Genomic DNA, 17,024 nt, shown 5'->3' with positions numbered 1-17,024 from the left:
GAAGCAGTCGTTGAGGGAGATGGTCCGCAGGAGCGGCGGCTTGGTCCGGCCGCCGATCGGTGCTAGGCGCAGGCCAGTTGGGTGCTGTGGCCCTGGACGAGGCGCAGGCCGAGGGCGACGGCATCGGCGAGGGTGTCGGTGAGCGGGTGGCCGGAGGCGGCGAGCTTGGCGGGGTGGTGTAGTCCGCCGGTGTGCAGCACGGCGTGCGCGCCGTTGGCGTGGGCGGCGGTGGCGTCGTCGACGGCGTCGCCGACCAGCAGCACCCGGTGAGCCCGGTCGGTGAGGCCGAGGGCCTGCAGGTGGGCGGCGAGCGGGGCGGCCTTGGTCCCGCCGGAGGGTCCGGTGCGGCCCTCGTGCCGGGTGAAGAAGTGCCCGATGCCGGCCTGCTCGACCTCGCGGACCAGGGTGTCGTGCGGGCACAGCGACAGCAGCGACTGGGTGTGGCCGGCCTCGTGCAGGGCGGTCATCAGCTCGGTCGCGCCGTCGCGCACGCGCACCGGCTGGGCGCGCAGGTGGGCCAGGAAGGCGTTGTCGCTGGAGATCCACTCCTGCTCGGTGATCGTGCGGCCGAGCAAGCGGGCATAGAAGTTGGGGATCGGGACGGTGTGCTTGGCCCGGTAGGTCTCCCGGTCGACCGGGGCACCGCCGAGGGCGGGCAGCGTCGCGTTCAGCGCGGCGACGTGGTCGTCGAGATCGTCCTTGACCGTTCCGTTCCAGTCCCAGACCAGGTGTATGCGGGTGGCGGGAGTTGCGGCGGCGAAGAGGGAGGTGTCCACGGCGAGTCCTTCGGGATGAGCGTGGTGGTCAGGAGGAGAGGCGGTCGTTGAAGCGGTGCAGCAGCCACAGCGCGGCACCGGCCCCGGCGAGCGGGACGAGCGCGAGCAACTGCGGGCCGAAGGTGGAGGCGAGGGCGGTGCCGGTGGCCTGGCCGACGCCGATGCAGGCGATCAGCCAGGCGAACGCCTCGGTCGCTTCGCCTTCGGGAGCGAGCCGGTCGACGGTGAGGAACGCGGCGGTCAGCAGCGGCGCGAGGAAGGTGCCGGGCAGTACGGCGCCCAGGACGGCGACGGCGGGCGCGGGGTCGGGCAGCAGCGACAGCCACCCGGCGGCGAAGCCGATCGACGCGGCGACCAGGTGCTTGGCGGGGGCACCGGGCCAGGCGTGGCGGCCGTAGGCGAGGCCGCCGAGCATGCTGCCGATGGACAGCGCGGCCGGCATCACCCCGGCCAGCCACCCGGCGTGGTGGCGCTCGGCGGCAGACAGCGCCAGGACGTTGACCGCGCCGAGCGCGACACCGGTGCCGATCAGCGCGGCGAACAGCACCCGAAGACCCGGCACGCGCAGCGGACCCGTCCAGTGAACCGCCTCGGTGAACTCGGCCGGCGTCCAGGCGCGGGAGGGGCGGGCGGTGACGACCAGGCCGGTACCGAGCAGGCCGAGCGCCGCGGTCGCCACCAGCGCGGTGGTCGCTCCGGCACCGGCCGCGAAGCCGGTGGCCAGCAGCGGACCCGCGACGAACACCAGGCCCTGGGTGCTGCTGTCCAGCGAGAGCGCGGTGCGCTGGTGCCCGGCGTCGGGCAGCAGCACCGGCCACAGTGCCCGGAGGCCTGCCTCCAGCGGCGGCGTCGCCAGCCCCGCCGCCACCACGGTGAGCGCGGCGAGCACCGGGTGGCGCGTCGGGCCGGTGCACGGCAGCAGCAGGAACGCCGTGCTCGCCGTGGCCGTGGCAGCGACGAGGACCTTGGTCTGGCCGTGGCGGTCGACCAGGCGTCCGAGCAGCGGCTGCCCGAGCGCGGAGGCGAGGCCGTACAGGGCGCCGAGGGCTCCGGCCAGGGCGAGCGGGCCGTGCTCGGCGCGCACCAGCAGCAGGATCGCGATCGGTGCCATGCCGGTGGGCAGGCGGCCGATCAGGGTGCCGCCGAGCAGGCGGGTGACGTGCGGCGAGCCCAGGACAGCGCGGTATCCGCTGTCCTGGGCAGGGCCGCAGGCGGTGGTGGTGCTCAAGGAGAAGGTCCTTCGGTCGTACGGCCGGCGGCGCGCGGGCGCGCCGGACCGGGGCATGCGCAGGCATGACAGCCCTCGGTTCGGTGCGGCTGCGGAGAGAAGAGTCCGCGGATTCCGGGATTTGGTACGGCCGCAAGAATGAGATAGAAGCCTCGTAGTCGGACACGGCGCTCTGGGAGAAGGCGGAGCCCGTTGCTCTGGGGAGTGGACGGCCTGCTGGAACCCAACTCCGTTGTCCAGAGCGGCGAGTTGGGTCGGCCGACTTCCGCAACGGCGGCTACCCAACCCGAGTCCGTATTGATCCCATGTTCATCGGCATGAAGACCTGAAAGGTCCTCCATGACTGCCAAGAGAAAGACGGCGTCCTGCACCACGCGGTGCAGGACGCCGCCTACTTGTGCAATCGAATCCGAAACGTATGGCCAGCAGGTCGGGCCACACCCCTACCTATCCAGCCTGGGCCTTTTGCAACAAGAGATTTAGCCGAAAGACATGTTGACCGAATCGGAGAGCCCGATCGCTCTGAGGTCTGCTGAGAGCCAGTTGTAGGCAAGAGTCGTAGCCGGGCTCTCCCCAAATATCCACAGGACCTCGTGGACGGTGCTTCGCCCGGACCAGGCAGCCGCTTCGGGGCGAAGGCGGCGAAACTCGGCGTGGCTATCGATGGATCCGAACCAGTCGGGCCAATAGTCGGTCTCGGCGCTGACGTCTTCCACCTCCGTTACATCGACCTGGGACGTGGAACCAGGTGTCAGCGGGAGGACGGTACGCAAGAGAAGGGGCCCCATATCTACCCGGTCGGTCCCGATAGGAGGCCAGCTGATCTTGCAGGCGAACCGCACCGGCAGCGCGCCGCCGAGTTGCAGGGTCCGTCGAATAGGCGACAGGTACTCCGTGACGATGCTCTCGTAGATGGACAGCGCGCCGGAGTAGACCTGTCTGACCATGTCGATCAGTACATCAGGGCTGTAGGCAGCAGAGACATCACATGAGGTCCTGTCAGGCCCTGGGACGTCCGGCACGGGGTATGGACAATGGATCATTCCGTCACGAGTGATCAGGAGACGCTGGCCGACGCACTGGTCGCGGAGCCTCGCCAGCTCCGACCGCAGTACGACAGCGCCACCTCGAAATCGGACCAGGGCGATGTTCGGCGTCTCCCGGAAGATCTCGTCGACCGCCGAGATGACATCGGTGAGCGGGATGGGGAGGCGTGACCCGAAGCCGACCTTCCCGGTCAGTAGCCTGGCGATGTTCCAAGTTCGTTCCTGGACAGCAGTCACGTTCTCGGGCAAGGGAAAGGCTCGGTGCGTGAGCACTTGCGCCATGCTCGCCTTCACCCAGGACAGAGACAATTGCCACGGCCAGGCGGGGACATCAGAAGGGACGGTCGCTGGTCGGAGCGAGAGGATTCTGTAGCCCGCTATCTCGCCACGTTCTAGGTCTGGCCGTGCGGTGACTGCGAAGAAGCGCTGCCGGTCTGCAGGTACTACGGGAGCGGCGAACATGACGCCGATATTGGAACTACCGGCGTCTGATCCGACCCCGATAGGCAGGCCACGTCCGGCTTCGTCTGAACAGCTGAGCAGAGATGCTGCGTGACCGAGTCCGCTGAGCCAGTTGTCAAGCGTCGTGGACAGGCGCCGGGCGCATTCGAGATCCTCGGGAAGGGCCGCCGTCGACGCGAGGGGGTTCTTTGGAACGGCCTTGTCGATGATCCACGAGGCCAGACCGGGGTCGACTGCCGTGAGGTCGCGGAGTAGGGCCGTCACCCGGTCCCACGATCCGTTGGAGACGGCGAACGTAAGAGCGTCTCTCCACCGGTCCCGGCGCTGTGGCGTGAATCCCGAGAGTTCCGGTAGACCGTTGTCCAGGATGTACTGGCCACCGAAATACTGTCCCAGTACTGGGAGAGCGAAGGAGAGCGTGCGGTTTCGGTGGACGACCAAACGGGTCCGAACAAGGCTCTGCAGATCCTCCCTGTTGCCAGCCTCGCTGGCCGCGATGGATCCTCCGGCGTCCAGGGTGAGACGGCCGAGTCGGGCGAGTAGGGTGTATGTCTCAAGACCAAGGCCTGCGGACCGGGTGAGAGCCCGTTCGACGAGGGCGGCAAGGAACGCTCCTCGCGAATGCGGTACCTCGGATCCGGACCGATGGCAGTCGGCAGCGATCAGCGCGAAGAGCGGGCGGTGCAGAGCGTCGCGGATATCAGCGTTGGAATGCCACGCCAGGTCCTCTGGTGCCTCCACACGATCGAGGAGTTCCTGGAGCTCGGCATCCGAGAGTGCAGGCAGGGTGAAGAAGTCGGCGCGGAGGTTGGGGTCCGGGCGGCTGGTGGCCAAGACCTTCCGGCCAGATGCGCTGTAGAGCCAGGACCAGAGTTCGTCGATAACTTCGGCCGTGCGTTCGGCTCCGAACTCGTCCAAGCCGTCGAGGAACACCGTCACCTGATGGTGCTTGCTGGGAATGCGTGTGAGCCGTTCGTCGAGCGCCCGCAGAAGGTCGGGTCCGGCTGACCTAGCCGTGAAGTGGATCGGTAGTGGCGCATCGGGGTCGTCGATGGCCCGGACCGCCGCCTTTTGGTACTCCCGTTCCAGGGCGACGGTCTTGCCAGAGCCGAAGTCGCCTGTCAGAATCGCGAATTTGCGCCCGATGTGGAACTGGGTGAAGTTCTGACACACACCGATCTCATCGTCGTTGGCCAGGCCCTCGGCTTGTTCGGGAGTCAACCCCACTGCGATCCAGCGAGTGATGAGTCGGCCTCGACTGGCGGATAGGCCGGCGAGCAGGGCGTCCCGCCTGTGCCACTCCTCCGGCGTCCCATCCGAGGGTTCCCGTCGCCGGTCGATGGCGTCCTCGTGCGCACGCTTCATGGCCAGGAGGTCATTGACGGGGAAGTGGCGCCCGTGCTCCTTGTCGATCAGCGTGTGATGCGTAGGGCAGAGCAGTATGAGGTTGGTGTACGAGTTCCGGTCCGAGAGCGGGAGGCCGGGATCGCCCCTCGGTCCGTCGTCCTCCCTGGCAACGATGTGTGCCTCTTCCCCGAGCACGACCGGGTTCCGCGAGTCGGGATCGGCGCCCACGTCGTCGGTGAGCCTCTGGCGGCAGTCCGGGAACGCGCACTCGTTCCCGGACCTGCCCCAGAGAATCTTCCGGTCCGGGTCCTTGATGGCCATCGGCCCCCGTTCGTCGATAGGTGGTGTTGCCCAGTCTGCCTGCTGGAGCCCCAAGCTGCGGTCTACCGGTCGCGATCAGCTCCCGCGCTCCGATGCTTGTCCCATAGGTGACAAGAAGCCGTGTTGAGTCCGGCGGGACCGGCCGGGAGTTCAGCGCGAGCGTACAAGAGACAGGGACACAGGCGCTGCCACGACGGAAGCCTGAGCGAACGGCGTGGATTGCGAGGGAACGTGGGCCGAGCGGGCTCGGGCGGCTTCGACCCGAGCCTGTTGTCCATCGATGATCGAGACCGTCGTCCGGATGGACCGCTGGGCCTCCGCCAACTCGCTGTGAGCGGTCGAGACCGCTTCCTTGATGACCTGGCCGGCGGTTGCCAGGGCCTGGTCGACGTCGGGCCGGCCGCGCAGGGGATCGAGGTGGGCGACCGTCGCCAGCTGGTCGGTGGCCGCGCCCAGGGCGGAGACGGTCTGGCCCATCCGGTCGGCGACCTCGCCGTAGGTCCAGGCCGTGCGCAGAACATGCTCGGGGACGGGCTCCACGGCCACCCGCGCTTCGATGGCCTGACCGATCTCGGCGATCAGGTGGCCGAGTTCGGTGATCTGCCGACCGACGGAGGAGGCTTCGGCGAGCCGGGCCGGCGGGCTGGTCACGGCGGGCAGCTTCGCCTCCTGTGCTTTGACGCGAAGGGCCAGGGACTGCAGGGCGAGGGATTCGCTGACGGGGGTGTTCACGAGGAGCTCCGGTGGGGGCGGGTGGGGACAGTGGGGGCAGTGACCACGCACGGGATTCGGGCGGAGGCGGCACCGGGCATCGTGCGGCCGGCGGCTCGGGTGGGGCTGCGGGCGAGCGCGGCGCTGACGCGGGCGGTCTGGTCGGCGCGCGGCCGCGGTTGCGAGTCCGGCGGGGAGGTGGCCGTGCGCCAGCGCTCCCGCACCTGATCGACCGGGCCGAGCGCATGCAGCGCCTGGCCGATGAGCTGACCGGGGGCGAGCCGGTCGCCGTCGGCCTGAGCGGCGATCTGCCGGGCTGCGACGGCCGCGGTGCGGTTGAGGGAGCCGCGCAGGAGCTGCTCGCCGAGCCACTCGGCCGAGCCGGCCGCGCCGTTGCCGAGCACGGCGGAGAGGCGTTCGCCGGTGAGGGTGCCGTTGGCGAGCAGGCCCCGCCGCTGCACTTCCCACAGCGCGGTGACCGGGTCGATCGGCTCCCCCCGGTGGTGGAGCGCCCCGAGGCAGCGGTAGAGGTGGCCGTGGCCCCGGTCGGCGAAGTCGCCGGGCCGCAGCCAGCCGAACACCTCGCCGATCGCCCCGTCCTGGTGGACGAGCAGCGCGAGCAGGAACCGCTCGTCCTCGATCTGGCCCGCCGCAGGTGCGGCAGCGACGACGGCCGGCGGCACGGCAGGGCCCTGCGGCCTCGGCGGGGTTCCCCAACGCCGGGCGAGGTCGACCAGGACGCCCACCAGGACGTCGGATTGGGCGACCGTGCCGTCGGCCTCGTGCTGCCGGGCGCCCTCCTCAGCGACCGCGAGCAGGCGGGCGGCATGCTCGGCGACGGTGCGGTGGATGGAGCCTTCGAGCACCATCCGGCCGTAGACCGGCGCGTTGGCCGGGCGCGGACAGGCCGCGATCAGGGCATGCGGGTAGGAGGCGGTGAGACCTTGGACGTGCCGACCGGCTTCGGCGAGGCTGTCGTTCAACCAGGCCAGCGGCACGGCACCCCCGGCGGCGAGCGCGGGGTGCCCGGCACCACCGAGGGTGCGCAGAGCGCCGAACAGGGCTTGGTGGGCCGGGCGGTAGAAGTCGCGCGGCTCCAGCCAGCCCAGGCGATCGAGCTGGCGCGGATCGAGCAGCACCGCGCCGAGCACGGCCTGCTCCCCCGTGAGCAGCGGGTCCATCACGCTGCCCCGTCGCCCTCGGCCCGCAGACGGGTGACCTCGCGGTCGGCGGCGGCCCTGGCAGCGGCGAACCGGTCCAGCTCACCCGTGAACACGGGATCGGAGGCGAGAAGGGAACCGGCCCCGGTGACCAGCCACCAGTGGCCCCCGCGCCGGAACACCGGCGCCCCAGACAGCGGAGCCGATACGCGCGGGCGCTTGACGGCGTTCGGATCGGACATGCAGAACTCCCGGAGAGCAAGGGGAATCGAGGCGAGGTGGGGAAGGACGTGCGGCGCCGGCTGGGGGTGCTGTCGACCGGCGCCGTCGGGCGGGGTGCTCAGGCAGAGAGGGTGAAGTCGTCGCGGCTGTGGGCGGCCTTGGCGAGCGCGCGCTCGGTGATGGCCTTGGTGGCGCGGGAGGAAGCCGGGCCGATCTCCTTGGCCGAGCGCTCCTTGTACCAGGGCTTGAGGTCGAGCATCGCGACCCGCATGCCGGTGGCGAAGAGCAGGATCTTGCCCTTGGGGAGCGCGCGGATCTCGTCCGGCGGCAGGATGCGTTCGGTGCGCATCGAGACCGAAGTCGACTTGCCGCTGTCGGAGTTGGAGACCGAGACGGTCTGCACGTCGTGCTCGCCGATCTGCCGCGACAGCTTGTCCGCGAAGTCGGCGTCGTCGATGCCGCTGCCGATCACCTTCACAGTGGCGGCGGACCACAGGGCATCCATGCCGGCCTCGCCCCAGCAGCGCTGGCCCTGGCGGTAAGACTGCAGGATGGTGATCGGGATGACGCCCCGGCTGCCGAGGTGGGAGTAGAGGTCCGGCAAGTCCGAAATCTTGCAGACGTTCGCCGCTTCATCGAGTACGCACAGGGCGGGCGGGTCGAGCCGGCCGCCGTTGCGTTCGGCGACGATGACGGCCGCGCGCATCACCGCGTCGGCCGCCGCCGCGATGATCGCGCTGGCGGAGCCGCCGCCGTCCTTACTGAGCAGGAACAGCGTGTCGCGGGAGGAGGCGAAGTCGAACGGCTTGAACTCCGGTACGCCCTTGGTGGGGGTGACCCAGGCGGCGATCTCCGGGTCCAGCAGGCAGCTGGCGTACTGCCGCGCCGTCTCAAAAATCCCATCCCTGGTCTCGGTGGCCCCGGTGACGGTGCCCTGGAGCTGGGCGGCGACCGCGTGGTGGCCGGCGTCGCCGAGCAGGTCGACGGGGGTGCGGTCGGAAGGCGAGGCGAGCCAGGCCAGCACATCGGTGATCGGACGGCGGTGGCTCGCGGCAGCCAGGAACAGGGCCCCCAGCGTGTTGCTCGCGGCAGTGGACCAGAAGTCGGAGCCGCTGGACTCGTCCACGCTCGCCGTGACGAAGTGCCCGGCCAAGCGCTTGGCGCCGGCAAGGTCGCGGGCGTCGGCGAGGATGTCCCACCACATCTCGCGCGGGTGATGCGCGATCTGCTGCGGGTCGAGCGTCCAGACCTTGCCGACCTTCGCCCGGGCGTCCACGCACGCCGTGTAGGCGTCGTTGGCGGCTTTGTTCGAGGTCAACAGCACGGGCCCGGGCGCGGCGAGGATCGCGGGGATCGCGATGCCGCTCGTCTTGCCAGAGCGCGGCGCCATGATCGCGACCATCACGTCCTCCCAGCTCGCGCGGACCTCGGCCTTGCCCGGGGAGAGCGTGCCGATGGGGATACCGCGGTCGGCTGGCGCGACCTCCTTCTCGTCCTTCAGGCTCGGGCGCAGGCTGCGGGCCTTGTCCGTGACTTCCTCGTCCAGCAGCGGTGCGATGTCCGCTGCCCGGGCCAGACCACTCTTCGTCCCGGCGCGGTGGCGGAGCCACAGGGCGAGCACGGTGACGGTGGAGGCGAGGGTGAGCACGCCGGGGACGAGGCGGGCGCCGACCAGGACGGCGGCGGGGCCGAGGTGGGGCCACAGCCGGTTGGGGTGCAGCAGGGCGTTGGTGGCGTTGAACGATGCCCAGGGGCCGGAGCCGGCCAGGGCGTTGGTGAGGTTGCCGGTCAGCCAGGCGAGGGAGCCGAAGGCGAGGACAGCGCCGAGGACGCCGAACAGGAGGTAGAGCAGCGCGTCCGTGCCGGTGGTGGTCGACGGCGCGCTCGTGCGAGGGGCAGGCAAGAGGAGGTCCAGGGAGGTACGAGCGGGCGGTGGGCGGGGCGCGCTCGGCTCTGGTGCGGATCACGGTGCTCTCCACGGGGCTTGGCTGGCGGAGCGATTCAGCGGGCTCGGGCGGCAGGCCGGGCCGATGTAGCTGATGCGGGCGGCAGCCGGGTGGGGGCGGCTGCGGTGGACATGCCGGGGGTGGTGCTGCGGGCGAGGGCTGCGCGGGTTCGCAGGTCGTCGGTGCCCCTGCCGTCGGTGGCGCCCGGCGCGCGGGACCCGGCGCGCCGGACCTCGTCGACGGCCCCGTCCAGTTCGGCCTGGACCTCGACGAGTTGGTCGGACGAGGACCCGAATCGGTCGGAGAGTTCGACCTGGTCGGGGTCGAGATCGGTGATCTGTTCGGAGGCGGTCTCCAAGGCCTCCTGGAGGCGCACGAGCATCCCGTCGTCCGGGTCGAGGAGTCGGTCGAGCACGCCGGCGAGCTCGGCGAAGTCGGTGCTGCCGCGCAGCTCATCGCTGAGATCGAGGATCTGCTGGCCGGCGGTGGCGAGCGGCTGGACGTCGAGCCGGGGGTCGAGGTCGACCTTGTAGCGGGCGGCGCGCAGCATCTCGGCGGCGTGGGTGGCGCAGGCGGCTGCTTCGTGGTTGGGCGTCGTGGTGGGCAGCCGGTGGCGGCGGCCGTGCCAGTCGTCGATCTGCTTGAACCCGGCGTGGCGGAGCAGGGTGGCCGAGAGGTCGTCGCTGGTGCCGGTGGCGACGACGCTGCCGCTGGGCCCGGCGCCGATGGTGATGGCGGGCATCCGGTGGTCCTTGGAAGTGGTGACGGTACGGGTGAGGTGGCCGAGTTCGGCGGCGATGCGGGTGCACTCGGCCTGTATGTGGAAGGGGTCCCGGTAGGTGCCGTGGATGTATCCGTCCTCGCGTACGACGGTGGCGACGACGTGCACGGACCGGTCGCCATTGCGGATCGCGGCCCACCGGCAGCCGTTCCGGTCGTCGACGGGGGCGAGTCCGGTCGCGGTGACCAGGCGCCGGGCGACGTCGGCCCACTGGGCGTCGCTCAGGTCCGGTTGGCGGGGGTCGGAGCGCACCGAGCACATCCACACCGGGAGTTCGGGCGCCCGGGAGCCGATCCGCAGGGCCGGGGCGTCGAGCACGCCGCCGCCGAGGACCTCGTGCGGGTCGCCGAACAGGGGTAGCTGCAGCTGTTTGTCGGCGCCGCGGTAGTCGGCGCCGATCAGCCTGGGGCGCAGCCGTCCGCGTGGGTCGTCCAGGCCGTAGAGGGTGGGGATCAGCGCGGCCGTGGTGGTGGCGCGCTGCAGGTGGGCGATCACGGCGTCCCCTCTCGGACGGGCGGTGGGGCCCGGCGGGCGGGCTGGGAGACCGAGAATCCGCGGATTCGGCGGTTTGGCCGGGCTGGAAGTCGGTGGTAGGAGGCGGCTGGGCCCGGCCGGGGTGTTCCGCGAGCGTCAGCGAGGTGCGGCGAGCGGATCGGTGGTGTCCTCGGCGCGCCGGGCGCTGCGGTGCAGGGGGCTGGCCGTCGTGGTGCTCTCGAATCGGACGGCGAGGAAGGGGAGTTGGTTCGGTGCCCTGCCCGCAGGGGCAGGGCACCGGGGGTTCACACGAAGGGGTTCTCGGTCGGCCGGTCGGTGTCCAGCGCCGCGTCGAGCAGCTCGGGCAGATCGGCGGGCTCGGAGGCGCGCTGGTCGATCCACCAGCCGGCGCGGGTGATCGTGCGGGCCTGGTCCTCGATCTGCTCCCACTGCGGCTCCGGCATGCTCCCGTCGAGGACGAGGGCGGTGTAGGCGGCGGTGAGGACCTGGTGGCGGCACCGGATGCCCCAGGCGATGCCGCGGTCGGTGCCCTCCAGTGGTGGCATCCGGTACTGCTGGGACCAGGCTTCCGACTCAGCCTGCTCGGCGGCGCGTTTGGCCTCCAGCCACTCGGCCTTGCCCGTCTCGTCGTCGCCTTGGGCGGCGCGCCAGCAGTCGGTGCAGTCCTGCCTGGCCAGCCACTCGGCGAAGCCGGCTCGCCGGTCGGCCGGGCGGGCGCCGAGGTCGCGTTCGGCCTCGTGCCCGCACGCGTGGGTGATCGTCCAGACCTTTTTCACTGCCATGCTCGTCTGTCCCTTGTTCGTGGTGCTGGTTGGTCAGCGGTGGTGGTCACCGGTGGTGGCACAGGTGAGGACGGTGTCCGCGAGGGCGGGCTCGACGGCGACGGTGTACCGGCCCCGCTGGAGGCGGATGGTCGCCTCGGTGACGGCGTCGAGGCCGTCGCCGGGCGCTCGGAGGATGTCGAGGTTCGCCAGGTGGAGCCATCCCGCTTCGGTGAGGAGTTCGGCCGGCTCGCGGGGCAGGTGGTCGCGGAGAGCGGCGACTATGCCCAACTTGGGGTGGACGGCGAAGGCTACGTCCGGCTCCTGGGAGAGGCGCGGGAGCGGGGGGTGCTGGGGCGGTGGAGGAACTGGGTGTCGTCGGAGGGGGTGCGGGGTTGGTCAGCGCGTACGGGCGAAGGCGATGCGGGGGTCGACGGCCGCGGGGGGCCTGCTGGTGCCGACTGCGGCGGCAGGAGCGGGCTGGTGGGTGGGGCCCTTGAGCGCGGCCTCGTCGACGCGGAACTTGTGCGTGGTGAACGCCTGCCGGACCTCGGCGCGGTGCGCGGCGACGTCCTCGGCGAGCCGGGGCTCCAGGGCGACCTGGAAGTTGCCGCGTCGCAGTCCCGTGACGGTGTGCGCCACGATGTCGAGCGACTCCGCCCGGGTGCCGGTCGGCGGGAAGTAGACGTCCAGGTCCCGGTGGTGGCGCCAGCCGTCGGTGTCCAGGAAGATGCCCGGATTGAAGGGCAGGTGGTCGTTGACGGCGGCCACGATGCCCAGCGTCGGATGCTCGGCGAAGGCGACGTCCGGACCGGTGTCCGGTTGGTGGCTGGGCGTCGGTTCGGCGGCGGCCGTCCGTTCCTGTGCCCGTTTCTGCCGACCGGTGTTCTCGGAGGCCAGGGCCATGTCGGTGTCGACGCGATAGCCGGCGTCGGTGAGGAGCTTGGCAGCCCACGCTGCGCGTTCGGGGGCTTGGAGGTGCTGGTCGGTGAGTGTGTAGAGGGTGGGGTGGCCGGGGAGGCGCTCGAAGTCGAGGCGCTCCAGCATCCACTGGGCGGCCGGGGACTGGGTGGGCAGGGAGGCGACGATGCCGTGGTTCGGGTGGTGCCCGATGGCGACGTGGGGAAGCTGGGTGGGTTCGGCGGCAGACACGGTGGGGCTCCGCTTTGGTGGTCGGACGGTGGGAGCGGTGGGCGGAACGCGGTCTGCGGCGGCGGGGCACGGCGGTTGTCCTTCCCGGGCAGGGGTTCAGCGGCGCGGACCCGCGGAGCGGACGGCGGCCGGTGCGGCGAGGACGGCTTCGGCCGGGTGACCAGTGAGGGTGCGTACGGCGGTGGGGGAGGTGGCGACGGCGGCGAGCACCCGGGTGTCGAGGCGGGCCGGGACCCGGGGTGCGGGCCGGGCGCGGCTGGGGTGAGCGGCGTGCCGATCGGCGAGGTCGCCGCGCATCGCCCGGATCTCCCGCACGTAGCCGTCCGCCATGTCCGCGATGTGGCGCAGACGGGCGGCGTAGTGCGGATCGGAAGCGCCGCCCAGGCCCTCCCACCAGGAGGCGCTTTCGTGGAGCACGCCGACGACCTGGTCGAGGACGCCGTCGCCGGGAGCGGTCAGTTCGCTCAGCGCGTCGGCCACCTCGCGGGTGTGCCCGGCTGCCGAGACGGCCTCGCCGACCTGGGCCAGCGACCGGGACGGGGGCAGCGTCGGCGAAAGGCTGTGGTCGATCAGGTCCGCCGGGCAGGTGAAGCGGTAGCCCGCGGCGCGCAGGTGGTCGACGGCCCGCGTCACGGCGCTCCGGCGCTCGCCGGGGTCGACCATGGCGACGGGAAGCCGGTGATGGGTCTCGTGGACACGGACGACGGGGATGAACCCGGCGCGGTGGAGGGCGGACTCGGCGCCGGCACGTACGGCCTGGACCTGTTGGCGGGACGGCACGCCCAGGCCGTCGAGGTACTCGTCGACGGCGGCGAGAAGCTCGGGCACGTTCCCCCGCTTGCGGGCGTCGGGCCCGCCAGGCCTGCTGTCGTAGAGGACTTCGGGCAGCTCGGCGTTGCCCGGGGCGTACCGGCTCACGAGCCACGCGTCCGGGAAACCGGGGACTTCGGGGCGTCCGCCGTCCGGCGGGGGTGAGATCGACAGGAAGGTGCCGTCGTGCAGCTGCGCGACGACGACATGGTCGTCCGCTCCGAAGTCGACCCCGGTCTCAAGGCCCCGCTGCGCGAGGGGTCGGGTGACGTGGGCGTAGTGCCGGCCAGGACCGGTGGTGTCGCGGCCGGGCGGGGTGTCCGGGCCGTAGACGTGGGCGGTGACGCCGAAGCCGTTCTCGGCGAACAGGACGGTCAGCTGGTCGGGTTGCATGGCGTGCTCCTGCGGGTGCGCGGACGGGCCGCAGCGGGGCGGGGAGCTGATGATGCCGAAGACCGGGGAGTTGGTCCGGCTGCGAAGCCGTGCTAGACGCTCACCGCGCGCACCGGAGTGCACCCGGCGTCGGCGGGACCGGTGACGTTGCCGCCGCAGTGCTGGGGCCGTGAACCGGGCCGGTGCGCGCGAGTGCGGCCTTGACCTGCTGTTCGCGGTTCGGCTCGGGCGAACCGATCCTTGGTGCGACGTGTGCTGCCAGCGCGGGAAGCGGGCCGTTCGTGAGCGGCGCGGCACACTGCCACGCCTCCTGATTGCGCAGGTCCTCGGCGCGGTCCCGCGCTCGCTCGGCGGCGGCGCGGTCTCCGGTGATCGCGGCCATGTCGGCGCGCCAGCCGTCCCGGACCTCTCGGAGCCTGTCGAGCGCGGTCTCGGTGACGTGGAGCTGTCGCAGGTCGGGGCCGATGGCGGGGTCGAGGTGGTCCTCGATCGTCGCTGCGGAACGGATGCCGGCCACGAGGTACGGGCCCTGGTCGATGAGCGTCTCGGTGTACGGCCAGGCGGCGCGGTTGCGGCCCTCCTGGGAGTCGAAGGAGCCGATCTCGCCGTGGCCCCAGGGGTCGCCGGGGGCCGGGATGTAGGCGGTGCTCAGACGGCGCAGGGCCTCGACGGCGTGGGTGGCGGCGCTCGCGCGGGCCTTCCAGGCGGCCTGCTGGCAGCGCGGCCCCAGGGTGGTGGTGAGCTCGGCCGCCACGGCGGCCGGCGGTGCGCCGGCGGGGAAGGCGACGGGCGTGGGCAGGTGCACTGCCCTGGGGTCGTAGGCGGGCACGTTGTCGGGCCGGGCAGCGCCGACGAGGAGCGGGGCGTCCACGCCGGTCCGCACAGCGAGGAGGCGTTCACCGTTCGGGCCGGTGAGGGTGAAGGCGGTGTGCGGAGCGGAGACGGTGTTCCAAGGAAGCCGTCCCCAGCCCCAGGCCTGGCGGCGGAGTTCGGCGAGGTCCCGGCCGGGGGCGAGCGGGTTGGGCTGGACGGTCCAGCCGGGCAGGTGCTCGACCAGCTCTGCGGCGAACGGAGGGACGGGCGCGGGGCGGTGGGGCTGGTCGGGCAGGGCTCGGCCGTTCTCGTCGAAGTACACCCGCACGTACGTCTCGTCGTCGGGCGTCGGGGTGCCGAAGGCACCGCCCGGGCGGAACAGCGCGTAGGTGGACTCCCACCGCCCGTCGCCGCCTCGGCCGCTGGAGCTGAGTACAAGGTGCCAGTCGGAATCGGTGTACGGGCGGCGGTCGCGTTGGGCGGCGAGCAGCTGCTCGAACGCCGTGAAGTCGGCTGCCGTGAGGTGGGAGTGGTCGAGGTAGGACTCGATGTCGGTGCTGGGCATGTGAGTTAAGGATTCTCGGAGGGCCGGGGCGGTCAGGCGGCCATGCGGAAGTCGGTGTCGTACAGCTGCTTTTCCATGGGGTGGAGGAGGTGCTGAACGATGAAGGAGAGGGCGGCGACCTTCCACAGGCCGCGGCCGCGGGTGAGGGCGGCGATGGCTTGGGCTTCGACGCCGGTGAGGCCGAGCAGGGCTATGGCGGCGGGGATCTGGTCGGGTTCCTGGCGGTAGATGATCCGGGTTGAGCAGTCGGCCAGGAGGCCCTCGGCGAGGACGCGACCGCGCGATCCGGCGTCGCCCGCGGACAGCAGGTCGGACAGGCGGTGCAGGATCAGCAGGTTTGCGATTCCCAGCCCGCGAGAGAGCTTCCACTGCTGCTGCATGCGCTCCAACAGGCCGACGTGGCGCATGATCCGCCACGCCTCGTCGTAGACCACCCACCTCCTGCCGCCGGCGGGGTCGGTGAGAGCGGCCTCCATCCAGGCGCTCGCGCAGGTCATCGCGAGGACGAGGGCGGTGTCGTCGCCGCTGCTGCCCAGACGGGAAAGGTCGATGGAGAGCATCGGCGCGTTCGGGTCGAACGTGACGGTGGACGGGGCGTCGAACATGCCGCTCAGGTCGCCGTGGACCAGGCGGCGCAGGGCGTGCGCGAGGTCGTCGGTCGCGTGGCCGAGGCCGCCTCCCTGGTTGCCGAGGGCGGCGTCGAGGCGCTCGGGACGGCCGAGGACGTGGGCGATGTCGCCGAGCAGCGGCACCGTGCCGGCAGCTTCGGCATCGGCGACGACCAGGTCCAGGGCGACGTCGAGGCCGGTGTGCTCCATCGGCAGTAGATCGCGCTTGAGCACGGTGGCCGCGAGGCTCGCCAGCAGGAGCAGACGGCGCTTGCGGACCTCGGTGCTCCAGTCCTCCTCGCTCACCTCCGCGGGCCGCTCCGGCGCGTCCAGAGGGTTCAACCGTCCGGGGAGGCCGGGGCCGAGGGCGATGGTCTGCCCGCCGAGGGCCTGGGCCAGCCCGGTCCACTCGCCCTTCGGATCGCTCGGTACGTAGATCTTGTAGCCGTGGGCGATGGAGCGGGTGGCGATGGACTTGGCGAGCGCGCTCTTGCCCATGCCGATGACGCCGCACAGGATCGCGTTCGGGTTCGTGAACCCTTCTATTCGACCGGAGTTGTAGAGCGCGAAGGGGTCGAAGCAGAAGGAGCCTTCGGCGTGGAGGTCGCGGCCGATGAAGGTGCCCTCGGCGCCGAGGCCGGCCTCCGCCAGGAAGGGGTAGGCGCCGCCGGCGACGGCGGTGGTCAGGCGGTGCTTGGGTAGGCGGAGCTTGCCGCCGCGGGCGGAGGCGGGACCCGGGCGCCCGGAGGCGGGGTAGGTGGGTCGCAGGTCGGGGTCGGGCCCCTCGTGTTCGCGGCGTCGGGCGGGGGCTTGGGCGGAGCGGGCCTTGGTGCGGGCCTCGGCGAACTCGGCGCGGGCGGCGCGCTGCTGGGCGCGGGTGGTCTTGCGGGGGACGAAGAGCGGGGAGGCGGTGGCGCGGTTCCTGGACATGATCACGGGTTTCGGAAGTCAGTGGCGGACGAGGCCGGTGAACGGGGAGTGCAGGTCGGCGGGGGTGGCGCGGCGGCGCACCAGGTGGGCGGTCTGCTGGTGGCGGCGGCAGATGGTCAGTTCGGGCGCGCCCTCGGGCCGGCGGGTGCGACACGCCTCGGGAGCAGGGACTTCGCCGGTGCCGGGCCGGGGCGCGCTGTGGTACGCGGCGTGGAGGTGGTCGGCGGCCTGCCACAGGCGGGTGCGGGCGGCCTTGAGATGGTCGCCCTCCCCGGGCAGCAGCGGGCTGGTGCGCTGGGCGTGTGCGTCGAGCAGGGCGTGCAGGGCGACCAGGTGCTCGTGCAGGGAGTCGAGTTCGGCGCGGGAGGCGACCAGCGGGCCGGTGGGGATGTTGAGCGCGCGGTGGAAGTCGATCGCGGCGGTCGCGTACGGGACGAAGTCCTGCACGACAGGGGTGGTGGCCGGCATCGGGGTGCTCTTTCGGAAGGTGGGAGGGC

Annotated in this window: 15 protein-coding genes; all 15 read right to left on the bottom strand. The window is 71.7% G+C overall.

Annotated elements, in window-relative coordinates:
• Positions 1 to 62 precede the first annotated feature (62 nt).
• The gene (locus tag AMK13_RS17625) at positions 63 to 776 is read right to left on the bottom strand and encodes an HAD family hydrolase (RefSeq protein WP_074003048.1); all 714 of its coding nucleotides are present in this window, start codon (positions 774 to 776) and stop codon (positions 63 to 65) included.
• Between the two features lie 28 nt (positions 777 to 804).
• Positions 805 to 2,004 carry an MFS transporter gene (locus AMK13_RS17620; protein WP_074003047.1) on the bottom strand — a complete coding sequence of 400 codons (1,200 nt, stop codon included), beginning with the start codon at positions 2,002 to 2,004 and terminating at the stop codon, positions 805 to 807.
• Positions 2,005 to 2,483: 479 nt separating this feature from the next.
• A complete protein-coding gene (locus AMK13_RS17615; RefSeq protein ID WP_074003046.1) occupies positions 2,484 to 5,180 on the bottom strand; it encodes an NACHT domain-containing protein in 2,697 nt (898 codons plus the stop codon).
• Positions 5,181 to 5,330: 150 nt separating this feature from the next.
• Positions 5,331 to 5,912: a hypothetical protein gene (locus AMK13_RS17610; RefSeq protein WP_074003045.1), complete on the bottom strand. Its 582-nt coding sequence runs from the start codon at positions 5,910 to 5,912 to the stop codon at positions 5,331 to 5,333.
• Positions 5,909 to 7,072: a DnaB-like helicase N-terminal domain-containing protein gene (locus AMK13_RS17605; RefSeq protein ID WP_074003044.1), complete on the bottom strand. Its 1,164-nt coding sequence runs from the start codon at positions 7,070 to 7,072 to the stop codon at positions 5,909 to 5,911. Before AMK13_RS17605 ends, AMK13_RS17610 begins: the two co-directional genes overlap by 4 nt.
• Entirely contained in the window at positions 7,072 to 7,293 is a 222-nt protein-coding gene (locus tag AMK13_RS17600) for a hypothetical protein (RefSeq protein ID WP_074003043.1), read from the bottom strand. The genes AMK13_RS17605 and AMK13_RS17600 overlap by 1 nt, the downstream gene beginning before the upstream one ends.
• 98 nt (positions 7,294 to 7,391) lie before the next feature.
• On the bottom strand, positions 7,392 to 9,176 hold the full coding sequence (locus AMK13_RS17595) for a type IV secretory system conjugative DNA transfer family protein (protein ID WP_074003042.1): 1,785 nt from the start codon (positions 9,174 to 9,176) through the stop codon (positions 7,392 to 7,394).
• Positions 9,177 to 9,274: 98 nt separating this feature from the next.
• Positions 9,275 to 10,495 (bottom strand): hypothetical protein, encoded by a 1,221-nt coding sequence (locus AMK13_RS44925; RefSeq protein WP_241852921.1) that lies wholly within the window; start codon positions 10,493 to 10,495, stop codon positions 9,275 to 9,277.
• 284 nt (positions 10,496 to 10,779) lie between these two features.
• Positions 10,780 to 11,277, bottom strand: a complete 498-nt coding sequence (locus AMK13_RS17585; protein ID WP_074003041.1) for a hypothetical protein — start codon at positions 11,275 to 11,277, stop codon at positions 10,780 to 10,782.
• A gap of 33 nt (positions 11,278 to 11,310) precedes the next feature.
• Positions 11,311 to 11,547, bottom strand: coding sequence for a hypothetical protein (locus AMK13_RS17580; protein WP_074003040.1), 237 nt, complete (start codon positions 11,545 to 11,547; stop codon positions 11,311 to 11,313).
• A gap of 108 nt (positions 11,548 to 11,655) precedes the next feature.
• The gene (locus AMK13_RS17575) at positions 11,656 to 12,408 is read right to left on the bottom strand and encodes a hypothetical protein (RefSeq protein WP_074003039.1); all 753 of its coding nucleotides are present in this window, start codon (positions 12,406 to 12,408) and stop codon (positions 11,656 to 11,658) included.
• Positions 12,409 to 12,504: 96 nt separating this feature from the next.
• The gene (locus tag AMK13_RS41030; protein WP_079272239.1) at positions 12,505 to 13,611 is read right to left on the bottom strand and encodes a hypothetical protein; all 1,107 of its coding nucleotides are present in this window, start codon (positions 13,609 to 13,611) and stop codon (positions 12,505 to 12,507) included.
• Positions 13,612 to 13,711: 100 nt separating this feature from the next.
• Positions 13,712 to 14,989 (bottom strand): hypothetical protein, encoded by a 1,278-nt coding sequence (locus AMK13_RS17565; RefSeq protein WP_074003038.1) that lies wholly within the window; start codon positions 14,987 to 14,989, stop codon positions 13,712 to 13,714.
• Between the two features lie 32 nt (positions 14,990 to 15,021).
• Positions 15,022 to 16,527, bottom strand: a complete 1,506-nt coding sequence (locus AMK13_RS17560) for an ATP-binding protein (RefSeq protein WP_074003284.1) — start codon at positions 16,525 to 16,527, stop codon at positions 15,022 to 15,024.
• Positions 16,528 to 16,545: 18 nt separating this feature from the next.
• Complete coding sequence (locus tag AMK13_RS17555; RefSeq protein WP_074003037.1) at positions 16,546 to 16,995, bottom strand: DUF6238 family protein; 450 nt, start codon at positions 16,993 to 16,995, stop codon at positions 16,546 to 16,548.
• Positions 16,996 to 17,024: the final 29 nt, after the last annotated feature.

The organism is Streptomyces sp. CB02056 (genome assembly GCF_001905545.1).
In the GTDB taxonomy this organism is placed as follows: Bacteria; Actinomycetota; Actinomycetes; order Streptomycetales; family Streptomycetaceae; genus Kitasatospora.
Note: the sequence above shows the minus strand (reverse complement) of the source record. Positions and strands in the feature narration are given on the sequence as shown.

What these genes read in the sequence shown, in the direction of transcription:
- AMK13_RS17615 (WP_074003046.1), bottom strand. Translation starts at nt 5,180, where the DNA reads ATGGCCATCAAGGACCCGGACCGGAAGATTCTCTGGGGCAGGTCCGGG.
- AMK13_RS17605 (WP_074003044.1), bottom strand. Translation starts at nt 7,072, where the DNA reads ATGGACCCGCTGCTCACGGGGGAGCAGGCCGTGCTCGGCGCGGTGCTG.
- AMK13_RS17600 (WP_074003043.1), bottom strand. Translation starts at nt 7,293, where the DNA reads ATGTCCGATCCGAACGCCGTCAAGCGCCCGCGCGTATCGGCTCCGCTG.
- AMK13_RS17585 (WP_074003041.1), bottom strand. Translation starts at nt 11,277, where the DNA reads ATGGCAGTGAAAAAGGTCTGGACGATCACCCACGCGTGCGGGCACGAG.
- AMK13_RS41030 (WP_079272239.1), bottom strand. Translation starts at nt 13,611, where the DNA reads ATGCAACCCGACCAGCTGACCGTCCTGTTCGCCGAGAACGGCTTCGGC.
- AMK13_RS17565 (WP_074003038.1), bottom strand. Translation starts at nt 14,989, where the DNA reads ATGCCCAGCACCGACATCGAGTCCTACCTCGACCACTCCCACCTCACG.
- AMK13_RS17560 (WP_074003284.1), bottom strand. Translation starts at nt 16,527, where the DNA reads ATGTCCAGGAACCGCGCCACCGCCTCCCCGCTCTTCGTCCCCCGCAAG.
- AMK13_RS17555 (WP_074003037.1), bottom strand. Translation starts at nt 16,995, where the DNA reads ATGCCGGCCACCACCCCTGTCGTGCAGGACTTCGTCCCGTACGCGACC.